Genomic DNA, 11,959 nt, shown 5'->3' on the forward strand with positions numbered 1-11,959 from the left:
TAGAAAGGTATTTTAACGATCTCAATAAAAAAGGGTGCAGCCAGCGCCACACCCTTTTCGGGGTCTTGCTTGGTTGATATTTAGATATCGAGCACAAGGCCAATAAAATAGCCATCAACGGTAACATTGGCTTCTTCGTTGTCGTCTTCTAGTTGAACATCAAAATTGCGGTAGCCGATTTCCAGACCAAGAATGCCGAGCTCATATCCTACAGCAAGGGTCATATCGGTGATTTTGTTATCGCCAAAGGCAATGACATTGCCAAGGCCAGAGGCATAAAAGCCAGTTAGTGGCAATTCAAGTCGGGCGTTTACATAGGCCATGGGGACCGGCGCGTCTATCTCGATAGAGCCTTCGTCGTTGCCTTCTCGAATGCTGACTTCACCGTCGAACATACGCACTGTTAAGCCAACATCAATATTTACCCAGTTATCTAAAATTTCGTAGTACAAGGTTGCATCTGTATGAGTCAGGTCGGTTGTTGAGTTAACTGTATCGCCTTCGTTGTAATTATTGCCATCGAAGCGGAAAGCTTTTGAAAGCGTGCCGGTTTCGGTGATCTCTAAATCGCTGCGCTGAAGGCGGATATTCGGCAGTAGCGGGATAGGGTGTTCTAACGCGACGTAAAAACTTTTGCCCGTTTCATCGTCATAGCCTAGATCGTCATTCATATCGATGCTATCTGAGCCTGCTTTAACATCGCCGTCCCAACTTTGCTTCCAGATATAGGCGCCGGCGGTGGCCCCGACAATATCAGCCTGAGTGGCAACAGACGCGCTTGCTGCAAGTATGGTCAAGGCTATTAGTCGTTTTTGCATAGTAGGTTTCCTATATTGAAATTTTATTTGCAATAACAATAAGCGGTCTCTGTGACAGCGTAAATACTAATTGTTCAGTAATATTGCCATGTCTTTGGCAAAGTAGCTCAGGATGCCGTCGGCGCCAGCGCGTTTAAAGGCCATTAAAGATTCGGCCATCACCGCGTTCTTATCTAGCCAGCCGTTTTCAAATGCCGCGCAGTGCATGGCGTACTCTCCGCTTACTTGGTAGGCATACGTAGGCACACCGAGCTCGTCTTTTACGCGACGCACAATATCAAGGTAAGGCATGCCGGGCTTGACCATAATCATATCGGCGCCTTCAGCAAGGTCCAGTGCGCATTCGTGTAGCGCTTCATTGCTATTGGCGGGATCCATCTGATAGGTGTATTTATTACCGCCGCCTAAATTTCCCGCTGAGCCAACGGCGTCGCGAAAGGGACCGTAATAAGCGGAGGCATATTTAGCTGCGTAACTAAGAATACAGGTATTGATATGACCGGCGCTTTCCAAGGTTTGGCGTATTGCGCCAATGCGGCCGTCCATCATGTCTGATGGCGCGACAATGTCGGCGCCAGCATCGGCTTGGGCCTTGGCTTGCAGACACAGTATTTCGCTAGTGCGATCATTTAATACATAACCCTTGTCGTCAATGATGCCGTCTTGGCCGTGAGTGGTGTAAGGGTCTAGTGCCACATCAGTGATAACACCAAGCTCGGGGGCGGCATCTTTAATCGCTTTGATTGCGTGCTGGGCGAGGCCATTGGGGTTGTAAGCTTCTTCGGCGAGCAGCGATTTTTTCTCTGAGCTAACCACGGGAAATAATGCGATGGCGGGCACGCCCAGCGACGCAAGTAACTTGGCCTCTTTTTTCAGCAGGTCAATACTCAAACGCTCGATACCCGGCATAGAGCCGATTCTCTGGCGTTCGCTGTGGCCTTCGCAGACAAACAAGGGGTAGATAAGATCATTGACGCTGAGTTGATTTTCACGCATTAGGCGCCGCGAAAAGTCTTGCGCCCGCATACGGCGCAGTCGGGTATTGGGGAAAGCGCCCCGTGTTAGCAATATTGTCATGGTGTTTTCTCAGCCCAAAGTCTTAAAAACGTGTTCCGCAACATCCAGTGTTTCTGCAATCACGGCGTCGCTATGAGCGGCAGACATAAAGCCGGCCTCGTAGGCTGCGGGGGCAAGATAGACGCCGCCCGTTAGCATGCCGTGGAAAAAGCGATTAAAGCGATCAGTGTTGCAGGCCATGACTTGCTGGTAGTTGGTGATGTGTTTTTCTTCAGTAAAAAACACCCCAAACATGCTGCCAACGTGATTGCTGGTCATGGGGATCCCGGCCGCAGTTGCTCGCGCTACTAGACCCTTTACCAACATGTCGGTGGCGCGGAAAACGGGGTCGTAAAAGCCGTCTTTTTCAATGTGTTTCATCATGCACAAGCCGGCAGCCATGGCAATAGGGTTACCCGAGAGCGTACCCGCTTGATAAACCGGGCCACTTGGCGCGACGAACTCCATAATATCGCGTTTGCCGCCGAATGCAGCTACCGGCATGCCGCCGCCAATCACTTTGCCAAGACAGGTAATATCTGCGGTCACACCGTAATAGCCTTGAGCACCTTGCAGGCCGAGGCGGAAGCCGGTCATGACTTCGTCAATAATTAATACTGCACCGCTCTGGTCGCAGCACTCTCTTAAGCATTCAAGAAAGCCGGGTACTGGCGGTACACAATTCATATTGCCAGCGACGGGCTCGACAATAATACAGGCAACCTGTTCACCGTATTCAGCAAAGGCGGCGCGCACGCCCTCAATGTCGTTGTAGTTAAGGGTAACGGTGTGTTCGGCTAATGCAGCGGGTACACCGGGCGAGCTTGGTACGCCCATGGTGAGAGCGCCTGAGCCTGCTTTGATAAGTAGTGAGTCTGAGTGACCGTGGTAGCAGCCTTCAAATTTAATAATTTTGTCGCGCTTGGTATAACCGCGGGCAAGGCGAATGGCGCTCATGGTGGCTTCTGTGCCGGAGTTGACCATGCGAATCATATCCATGCCGGGCATGATGCTGCAGACCTTTTCGGCTAGTTGAGTTTCTATTTCTGTTGGCGCGCCAAAGCTGAGACCCTTTTGGAGTTGCGCAGTGACGGTGGCAATAACGTCTGGGTGGGCGTGCCCCAGCAACATTGGGCCCCAAGACAGTACATAATCAATGTAACGCTTGCCCTGCACATCAAAGAGGTAGGGACCGGATGCGTGGTCGATAAATATTGGGGTGCCACCGACGGCTTTAAAGGCGCGCACTGGGCTGTTGACCCCGCCGGGGATGCGGTGGCGGGCGGTTTCAAATAATTGCTCGGAGGTAGTCATAGAAAGCATCTTAATAGTCAAAAGGATAGGGGGTATTATTACGTGCTGGATGAATTATCGCCAGTGCGGGTGTCGCTTGGCATTTAAAAGGGTTTGAGTACCGCTAGTAACACAGTGGCAAATAAGGCGATGACGGGTACTTCGTTAAACCAGCGATAAAACACATGGCCACGTTGATTTTTGTCATCGGCAAATTTCTTGACTAAATGGCCGCAGTGTAAATGGTAGGCAATTAGGGCGATAACAAAAATTACTTTGAGCTGCAACCAGCCCGCTTGGACATAGTAGCTGGGATTTTGCGCAATTAGTAAAATACCGAACACGATGGTCAGCACGGCAAATGGGCTTACAAAGCGATAAAGTTTGCGCTCCATGATTTTAAGGTGATTGCGTGTGGCTTGGTCTTCGGCCATTGCGTGGTAAACAAATAGCCTGGGTAGATAAAAAATACCGGCAAACCAGCAAATAATCGTGATGAGATGAAAGGCTTTTAGCCAGAGCATGATGATGTACCTAAATTGATGGTGCTGGGCGCTGTGGCAAAAAAGATTCAATGCCCTGATTAAGATCAACACCGAAAAGTGCAGTTTGCCGGGTTTGGGTGAAATCACATTCCGGGACACTGGGTGTTGCCGGTGAATTAGCATACAATATCTATCAATCAATTGCGGCCCGCCGTAACAATTTTTATTTAGCGCATTCTTATTAAATTCTGTCGCCTGCACACAGGCCCTTTATTACATGATCCCCAAGACCAAGCGTACTCAAACTGCTCGCAGACTCCGGCTTTGGTGGGTGCTGGGTAATCGCCACACGCGTCGCCAACTAGGTACAGTCGAAGATTGGAAAGTCCGAGGTGTTTTCTGGTTCGGGGCATTAACGGTTGGTTTGGTTATTCAGGGCTTTGCCTGGCTGTCTGAAGAAAGCTTTTCGGTGACTGAGTACGTCTTCGATCGTTACCCGTATGCCTTTCTATTGATCACTCCTTTCGGGCTGATGGCCATTGTATGGGTGATGAACTTTGGGGGTAAAGCCGCCCGAGGCAGTGGTATTCCGCAGGTCTTATTAGCGCATAAGCAGAGTTATCATTGGTTGCGTGTGCCTTTTTTATCTTTGCGGGTGGCAGTGCTAAAAGTGCTGCTAACCTGTGCCGGCTTGCTGGTTGGTGCCACAGTCGGGCGAGAGGGGCCCAGCGTGCATGTTGGTGCTGCGATCATGTATAAATTTGGCACGTGGGCCAAGTTAAAGCAGCGCCAAGTGGAAAGTAGTTTGATTGTTGCGGGTGGCGCCGCCGGCGTGTCCGCGGCCTTTAATGCGCCGCTTGCCGGTATTGTGTTTGCAATTGAAGAATTGCAGCAATCGATGGAAGCGCGAACCACCGGAACATTTATTATGGCGATTATCCTCTCGGGGGTGGTCGTATTAGCATTCGCGGGACACTACAGTTACTTTGGCGTTCCAGATGTGACCGCAATGCCGCTTGCAGATTACCCTTATATTATTGGCGTGAGCGCGGCTTGTGGCTTCCTGGGCGGCCTGTTTAGTTTTTTTTTGGTTCAGGGTAATCGAGCTGTTGCACCGCTGGTGTCGAAGAGACCTTTGCAAGTCGCTTTTATTATCGGGATCTTTTTAGCTGGTATGGCAATACTGTCTGATGGTTTAACCATGGGCAGCGGTTATGGGGAAGCAAGGGCATTACTGGCAGGTGAGTCTGAGGGCAGTTGGCTGACGGCTGGGGGTAAGATATTGGCGACCCTGCTAACCTATTTTAGTGGTATACCTGGTGGTATTTTCTCGCCTAGTTTGGCTGCAGGTGCCGAGTTGGGGTCGGCGATGGGACCAGTGTTTCCTCAAGTACCCGCGGTATCGTTAATTTTGGTGGGTATGGCGAGTTATTTTGCCGGTGTGGTTCAACGGCCGATAACGGCGTTTGTTATTGTGCTGGAGTTGACGGGCAATAATCACGATATACTCCCCGCACTTATGGTGAGCGCGCTGGTCGGAGCGGCGGCATCAAAGTTAGTGATGGCTGAGCCTGTATACCATGTATTAGCCAGAGATTTAGTTCGCGGCTGGGATCACTTGCTGCGTGAAAAAGAAGAGTTAGCGTCGGTGGCTGCGCCAGATGGCGTCGTCGGTGAGCAAAAAAAATGAATAGCGCTAAGGGAGTAATATTCGCGTGTTAAAAGTTGGAATAGTAGGTGGTACCGGTTATACCGGCGCAGAATTGCTACGGTTATTATCTACCCATGCCGAGGCGGAGGTGGCAATGATTACCTCGCGCGCTGAGGACGGTGTTGCGGTTGATGAGTTGTTTCCGAGTCTGCGCGGGGCGGTGGATCTACGTTTTACCGCGCCAGATGTGAAGGCGCTGGCAAGTTGTGACGTGGTATTTTTTGCTACCCCGCACAATGTTGCTATGAATATGGTGCCAGAGTTATTGGCGGCGGGGACCCGGGTTATAGACTTGTCTGCGGATTTTAGAATTAGCGATGCCAAGCTATGGTCTAAGTGGTACAACGAAGAGCACGTTTGTCCTGATGTACTCGCCACGGCAGTGTATGGCTTGCCCGAGCGCAATGCTGACAAGATTCGCGACGCGAAGTTGATAGCGTGTCCGGGGTGTTACCCGACGGCCATAGAGCTTGGTTTGATTCCGTTACTTGAACAAAAGTTGATCGACCCAAAACGCTTGATCGCCAGTGGCGCCTCGGGAGTGAGTGGTGCGGGCCGGCAGGCAAAGATTGATAACTTGTATGCCGAATTGTCTGAGAGCTTTAAGGCCTATGGTGTTGCAGGACATCGTCATCTGCCCGAGATTGAGCAGGAGCTAGCTTTGGCGGCTGGTGGTCCGGTTAATTTGACCTTTACGCCACATCTATTGCCGCAGGTGCGGGGTATTCACGCGACGATGTATGCAGAGTTGCTGGATCCTGCGGTGCCCTTAGATGAACTGCAGTTTATGTTTGAAAAACGCTACGCCGATGCACCATTTGTCGACGTCATGCCCCTAGGAAGTTTGCCGCAGACGCGCTCAGTGCGCGGCGCGAATACCTGTCGCTTAGCGATTTATCGGCCGCAGAATAGAGACACCGTGGTGGTATTGTCGGTGATTGATAATTTGGTGAAGGGAGCGTCTGGTCAGGCCATCCAAAATATGAACCTGATGTTTGGTTTGCCAGAAACGATGGGTCTGCAAGGCTTGCCGTTGCTGCCTTAATGATTGCGACTTAATGGTTGCTTGGGAAATACTTGACTGAATTAGTCGGAAAAGCCGATAATTGCATTCATTGCGATGCAAGTTTGCATTTATGTAGTAAAGAGGTGATATATGTCTGCGGTTGAACAATTCACGCCGTCAGTACTTACGTTGACTGATAAGGCCGTGACCAAGGTTAAAAATCTCGTTGAGTCTGAGTCCAATGACGATTTGAAATTGCGTGTGTTTGTCACCGGTGGCGGCTGCTCGGGATTTCAGTATGGTTTTACCTTTGATGAAATTGCTGAGGAAGATGACACCTTAGTCCAGCGCGATGGCGTCACGGTACTAGTTGATCCCTTGAGTTATCAATATATTGATGGTGCTCAGGTCGATTATACGGAAGGGCTTGAGGGCTCGCGGTTTGTGGTTAGCAACCCCAATGCCAGCACTACTTGCGGCTGTGGCTCATCTTTTTCGGTCTGATTTTTAGTTTGGTTTATTGCGCTGGATCAGTTTTTATTTGATTGGTCCGCCTGCCCTGTTATTTTCTGATTCAAATCAAATGCCCCGCCTGTTTCTTCCGTTTTAATGCCTCCACAGAGTTTCACTGTGGAGACTTCAAAAATGAAAAAAATCTATTTGGTCGCGGCTATTACCGCCCCTGTTATTGCACCTTCCTTATCTGCATCCGAAATGGCTTATCAGCTGGGTTAGTGGGTAGTGCGTCTGTGCAAGTACAACCGAGCCTCGGGAAGATGGCGACAATATTAAACTGAACGGCTCAGTCCTCGTATTGGGCAGGCAAACCTTTTCGCTGGGTATTATCAACGATATCCAGCTTGGTATAACGGTGGAGTATTTACTGGATAGCCACTGGGGAATAGAGCTGCTTGCGGCAACCCCCTTTTGAGCATACGGCTACCGGTAAGGGGGCTATTCAGGGCGTTGATCTTGCGGACTCTAAACACTTGCCGCCGACACTTAGCGGTATTTACCGCTTCACTCCAATTTCAGGTTTTCTGCCTTATGTTGGTGCTGCCTTGAATTACACCCTTATCTTTGATGAAGAGTTAACGCCCCAAGCTAAAACTACCTTTGTAGGTCTGGGTTTGACCGGCGGGAAAGTAGACGTAGAAAACTCTATTGACCTCTCGGTTCAAGCGGGGGTGGATTATCACATCGATGAAAGCTGGTTGATAAATGCATCGGCCCTCTGGATAGGTATTGATACGGATGCGGAAATTCGCTTCGACGGTGGTGACAGGCTGGCCAGCAGCATTTAGGTCGACCCATGGATGTATACCGCCAGTGTCGGTATGAAATTCTAAGCACTACGCTAAATAAATGGCGCCGAGAATGCGTGGTCCGTTCGCGCCGGTCACGGCGGGGATATTGCCTGGCAAATGACTTAGGGTTTGCTTTGCAAGCCATGCAAAGGCAACGGCTTCAACCCAGTCTGGCGGAATACCAAGTTGGTTGGTGTCCGTGACCACCCGCTTGCTGAGCAGGGTGGAGATGCGTGAGCAAAGTGCTAGATTGGCGCTACCGCCGCCGCAGATAAAAACGGGTGCCAGATCTGTGCTGGCACTTTCTATTGCGTCACAAATTGTGCGAGCGGTAAGTTCCAGCAATGTCGCTTGCACGTCCGCAGGGGCTAGTGGCGGGAAATGCGCTAATGACTTCTCGATGGTGAGCATATTAAATTGCTCGCGGCCGGTGCTTTTGGGCCCAGTCTGACTGTAGTACGGTGCCTGTAAAAAATGCTTCAAAAGTGCGATGTTGATTTTCCCGCTGGCCGCCCAATCGCCGTTGCGATCAAAGTCGCGCTGCATGCGGGCGTTTATCCAGCTATCCATTAGGACATTGCCTGGTCCAGTATCAAAACCTTCTACGCCGCCATTTTGTTTAACTACGCTAATATTCGCCATGCCGCCAATGTTGAGAATAACCCGGTTCTCGGCTTCGCTTCTAAATGCCGCCGCATGAAATGCGGGTACCAGAGGTGCGCCCTGTCCCGCAGCGGCGATGTCGCGACGTCGAAAGTCCGCAATCGTGGTGATGCCGCTAAGCTCTGAGATGGTGTTGGGGTCACCAATTTGCAGGGTGAATGCGTGCTCGTGATGGCGCTCGGTATTTGGTGGACGATGGCGCACAGTTTGGCCGTGGCTGCCTATTGCGGTTATATCGGCGGGCTTGAGCTTGGCGCTTTCGCACAATTGAAGCGCAGCGTTGGCAAAAACGCGGCCAATCTCTCTATCAGTTCTGCCCAGCAGTTCTATTTCTTCGTGACTTGTTCCGCAAAGCTGAAGGATGTCGCTTCTTAGTTCTGCGGAAAGCGGTGCTGAAATACTGTCTTCGAAATGGATGGTGTTATCGGCATCGACGCGAATGAGTGCTGCGTCGATACCATCTAGGCTAGTGCCTGACATCAAGCCTATATAGCGTGATTCCATTAGCCCGCGTCAATATTGGTGTAATTTCGTTGCGCGGCGTAGGTTCTAAGCTGCAGTTGCATGCCAGATATTTGGCTTTCGAAGGTCGGCATTTCGCCGCTTTTCACTTTGGTTGGTGGCGGTAATTTGGTCACGATTGTCGCAGGGTTGCGGTGCACGCCATTAACCAAAAACTCATAGTGAAGATGTGGTCCAGTAGCATAGCCGGTCGATCCTACCCAGCCAATAGTTTCACGCTGGCGAACGCGCTCGCCCTTGGATACCGCGCGTTTATGTAAATGCAGGTACTTGGTCATATAGGCTTCGCCGTGCTTGATGAAGACATAGTTGCCATTGGCTTTTGAGTAGCCGGCCGCTGCCACGCGGCCATCGCCGGCGGCATAGACCGGTGTGCCTCGGGGTGCAGCGTAGTCGATGCCGCGATGTGGACGCACGGTTTTAAAGACGGGGTGCAGGCGCCGCGGATTAAAGCCAGAACTTATGCGGGTGAAGTCCAGTGGCGCGCGCAAAAAAGCCTTGCGCATACTTTCGCCGCTTTCCGAAAAGTAGTCGATTTCGCCGCGAGTATTGACGTAGCGATAGGCCTCAAAAGAGCGACCTTGATTGAAATATTGCGCTGCGAGTATTTGCCCGCTGCCTAAGTTCTCGCCATGTAGGTAAAGCTCTTCATATATAACAATGAAGTAGTCGTCTTTGCGGACGTCGTATACAAAGTCTAATACCCCACCAAAAATATTGGCAAGTTCCATGATGATACTTTGGTTTACGCCTGCGTCTTGCGCTGCTTTATACAGTGATGAGGTGATAGTCGCGCTGGCAACACGTTGGCGAATTTCCGGCGTCTCGGCTAGTTCGGTGGTGCCGAAGCCGGTGACGCCGCGTTCAAAAACGAGGCTATTGAGTTTGTCTAGTTGATAGCTCATTGCTTCGAGCTCGCCGCTATCGTCTATTTGAAATGCAAGTTTTTGCCCTGGTCTAATTTTGTTGAGTGCTTTAGCTTTGGGGGCAGTGGTCAGTAGTTCGTGTAGATCTTGTGGTGTGAGATTGGCGCGGCTAAATATAGTGGACAGTGAGTCGCCTGATTTTACTTGTACCTCGTTCCAAGGTTTTTCCGTTTCTGCTATCGCCACTGAATCCGCTGGAATACTTGCCGCTCGAGCTGGGCGAAGCTCCAGGTTCAGCGGGATGGCGGTGCGCTTGGCTTCAGCGTTTTCACCGGGAAGTAGTAACAGAGATAATCCCAGGGCAATAAGTGTCGATGCGGCAAGCGCTAAATGGCGTCGGGGGAACTTGCCATTGTCGGGCTTAGTAACGGCGTGTCTTTTGGGAATCCAGTTTTGCATAGGTCTACTACTACATGCCTGTGGAGAGTCTTTTGCGAAGTATAACAAATGTATCGCCCGCTTAAAGCCCGTAAAAACCGAAACTTAAAGTAGATTCTAGCTTGGGTGTGGCGGTCTGTCAGCTTTTCGCAGTTTGCATTTGTTGTTGGTTGTTGTATCTTGCCGGCTCTTCAGTATTTTCCTAATTATGCAAATCATGCTAACGGAAGGGTTTGCGCATCTTATATAGTATAAAGGTCGATTTATGACAGCTGTAAACTCAAATTTACTCCCTGAATTAGAGGCGAGAGGGCTTGTTGCGCAAATGACAGGCGAGCACGGCTTGGCCGAGTATCTTTCTGAGCGCTCCCGCACGCTGTATTGTGGCTTTGACCCCACTGCCGACAGTCTTCATATTGGCCATCTTATCCCGTTGCTAGCGCTGCGTCGATTTCAACAGGCAGGGCACAGGCCTATAGCGCTGGTTGGCGGCGCCACTGGGCTTATTGGTGACCCAAGCTTCAAGGCGCAGGAGCGCCAATTAAATACGCCCGATGTTGTTGCTGACTGGGTTGATCGTTTAAAGCTGCAAGTGTCACGATTTATTGATTTTGACTGTGGCGAGAACTCTGCTGAGGTTGCCAATAATCTGGACTGGTTTGGCCCGATGTCGGCGCTGGAGTTCTTGCGGGATGTAGGTAAGCACTTCTCTGTTAATACCATGGTCGCCAAGGAATCGGTGAAGCAGCGCATTAATAGAGAGGGGGCAGGTATTTCGTTTACCGAGTTTAGTTATTCCTTGTTGCAGGGGTTGGATTTCTCCGAGCTTTATAAAAGGTATGGTTGTACGCTTCAGTTGGGTGGCTCTGATCAGTGGGGCAATATCATTGCGGGGGTGGATTTAACCCGTCGCCAGCACGGTGCTGCGGTTCATGGCTTAACAATGCCGCTGGTCACTAAAGCGGATGGCACCAAGTTTGGTAAAACTGAGTCGGGCACCATCTGGCTTGATCCGAACAAAACCTCTCCCTATGCCTTCTATCAGTTCTGGCTGGGTACCGCCGATGCCGATGCGTATAAGTTTCTTCGTTACTTTACGTTTTTATCGCTTGCCGATATCGATGCCATAGAGGTTGAAGATCGTGAGGCGGGGCGTCCCGCCGCTCAGCGTATTCTCGCGGAGGAGATGACGCGGCTAATTCACGGGGTGGATCAGTTGGCAGGGGCGCGCCGTATTACCGATGCCTTATTCTCTGGTGAATTGGCTGAGTTATCGGCAGGTGATCTTCAGCAATTGCAGTTAGATGGCTTGCCGACGGCAAATTTGAATCGCGAGGAATTACAGGGCAAGCCATTAACCCAGCTGCTTGCTGACATGGGGATGGGTGTTGGCAAGCAAATAAAGGATGCTCTTGGCCGTAATGCGGTTCTTATAAACGGTGTTTCAATGGGTATTGCTGAGAATATGAGCGTGCCGGAGGTGTTTTCTGCAGCGAGGGCGTTGTTTGGCGAGTACTACTTAGTAAAGGTGGGTAAAAAGAAATACCAGCTGGTGGTTGTTAAGTAGTCAACATGCTTATTTAATCACCGTTAAGTGGTTGATAGTTAACCTAAGTGAGTAGTTTTTGTACGCCGCGAAACGTTTTGTAAATTCTTTTTGAAAGTGTGTTGACTCCCCTCCTAGTATCTCTATAATGCGCCTCCTCAACCGCAAACGCGGACTTCACCGAGGTGGAGGCAGCAAGTGATTAGCGCGGTTGAGGTGGTGAGAAAGTTTAAAAAACTACTTGCTAC

At 50.5% G+C, this 11,959-nt stretch carries 11 protein-coding genes; 5 read left to right on the forward strand and 6 right to left on the reverse strand.

Annotated elements, in window-relative coordinates:
• Positions 1-80: 80 nt before the first annotated feature.
• The 4 genes from ACI955_RS13940 to hemJ all read right to left on the reverse strand — a co-directional run bounded on the left by ACI955_RS13940 (position 81) and on the right by hemJ (position 3,697).
• Entirely contained in the window at positions 81-818 is a 738-nt protein-coding gene (locus tag ACI955_RS13940) for a TIGR04219 family outer membrane beta-barrel protein (protein ID WP_415244352.1), read from the reverse strand.
• Positions 819-884: 66 nt separating this feature from the next.
• Entirely contained in the window at positions 885-1,895 is a 1,011-nt protein-coding gene (hemB, locus tag ACI955_RS13945; protein WP_415244353.1) for a porphobilinogen synthase, read from the reverse strand.
• Positions 1,896-1,904: 9 nt separating this feature from the next.
• Complete coding sequence (gene hemL / locus ACI955_RS13950; protein WP_415244354.1) at positions 1,905-3,188, reverse strand: glutamate-1-semialdehyde 2,1-aminomutase; 1,284 nt, start codon at positions 3,186-3,188, stop codon at positions 1,905-1,907.
• 83 nt (positions 3,189-3,271) lie between these two features.
• A complete protein-coding gene (gene hemJ / locus ACI955_RS13955; protein ID WP_415244362.1) occupies positions 3,272-3,697 on the reverse strand; it encodes a protoporphyrinogen oxidase HemJ in 426 nt (141 codons plus the stop codon).
• Between the two features lie 232 nt (positions 3,698-3,929).
• Here hemJ and ACI955_RS13960 point away from each other — a divergent pair, with 232 nt between their 5' ends.
• From ACI955_RS13960 to ACI955_RS13975, 4 genes are all read left to right on the forward strand, one after another.
• Positions 3,930-5,342: a chloride channel protein gene (locus ACI955_RS13960; protein WP_415244355.1), complete on the forward strand. Its 1,413-nt coding sequence runs from the start codon at positions 3,930-3,932 to the stop codon at positions 5,340-5,342.
• A gap of 25 nt (positions 5,343-5,367) precedes the next feature.
• Positions 5,368-6,408, forward strand: coding sequence for an N-acetyl-gamma-glutamyl-phosphate reductase (gene argC, locus ACI955_RS13965; protein ID WP_415244356.1), 1,041 nt, complete (start codon positions 5,368-5,370; stop codon positions 6,406-6,408).
• Positions 6,409-6,519: 111 nt separating this feature from the next.
• Positions 6,520-6,873 (forward strand): iron-sulfur cluster insertion protein ErpA, encoded by a 354-nt coding sequence (gene erpA, locus ACI955_RS13970; RefSeq protein WP_415244357.1) that lies wholly within the window; start codon positions 6,520-6,522, stop codon positions 6,871-6,873.
• A 407-nt stretch (positions 6,874-7,280) separates the two neighbouring features.
• On the forward strand, positions 7,281-7,673 hold the full coding sequence (locus tag ACI955_RS13975) for an OmpW/AlkL family protein (RefSeq protein ID WP_415244358.1): 393 nt from the start codon (positions 7,281-7,283) through the stop codon (positions 7,671-7,673).
• Between the two features lie 48 nt (positions 7,674-7,721).
• Here the strand turns inward: ACI955_RS13975 and ACI955_RS13980 are convergent, their stop codons facing one another.
• Entirely contained in the window at positions 7,722-8,843 is a 1,122-nt protein-coding gene (locus tag ACI955_RS13980) for an anhydro-N-acetylmuramic acid kinase (RefSeq protein WP_415244359.1), read from the reverse strand.
• Positions 8,843-10,186, reverse strand: coding sequence for a peptidoglycan DD-metalloendopeptidase family protein (locus ACI955_RS13985; RefSeq protein ID WP_415244360.1), 1,344 nt, complete (start codon positions 10,184-10,186; stop codon positions 8,843-8,845). The genes ACI955_RS13980 and ACI955_RS13985 overlap by 1 nt, the downstream gene beginning before the upstream one ends.
• A 244-nt stretch (positions 10,187-10,430) precedes the next feature.
• Here ACI955_RS13985 and tyrS point away from each other — a divergent pair, with 244 nt between their 5' ends.
• Positions 10,431-11,732 (forward strand): tyrosine--tRNA ligase, encoded by a 1,302-nt coding sequence (tyrS, locus tag ACI955_RS13990; protein WP_415244361.1) that lies wholly within the window; start codon positions 10,431-10,433, stop codon positions 11,730-11,732.
• Positions 11,733-11,959: the final 227 nt, after the last annotated feature.

Source organism: Zhongshania sp. (genome assembly GCF_047636175.1).
In the GTDB taxonomy this organism is placed as follows: domain Bacteria; phylum Pseudomonadota; class Gammaproteobacteria; order Pseudomonadales; family Spongiibacteraceae; genus Spongiibacter.

Bases quoted from the DNA above. Each gene is read 5' to 3' on its own strand.
- ACI955_RS13985 (WP_415244360.1), bottom strand. From the start codon at position 10,186: ATGCAAAACTGGATTCCCAAAAGACACGCCGTTACTAAGCCCGACAAT.
- ACI955_RS13980 (WP_415244359.1), bottom strand. From the start codon at position 8,843: ATGGAATCACGCTATATAGGCTTGATGTCAGGCACTAGCCTAGATGGT.
- erpA (WP_415244357.1), top strand. From the start codon at position 6,520: ATGTCTGCGGTTGAACAATTCACGCCGTCAGTACTTACGTTGACTGAT.
- hemL (WP_415244354.1), bottom strand. From the start codon at position 3,188: ATGACTACCTCCGAGCAATTATTTGAAACCGCCCGCCACCGCATCCCC.
- ACI955_RS13940 (WP_415244352.1), bottom strand. From the start codon at position 818: ATGCAAAAACGACTAATAGCCTTGACCATACTTGCAGCAAGCGCGTCT.
- ACI955_RS13960 (WP_415244355.1), top strand. From the start codon at position 3,930: ATGATCCCCAAGACCAAGCGTACTCAAACTGCTCGCAGACTCCGGCTT.
- tyrS (WP_415244361.1), top strand. From the start codon at position 10,431: ATGACAGCTGTAAACTCAAATTTACTCCCTGAATTAGAGGCGAGAGGG.
- hemB (WP_415244353.1), bottom strand. From the start codon at position 1,895: ATGACAATATTGCTAACACGGGGCGCTTTCCCCAATACCCGACTGCGC.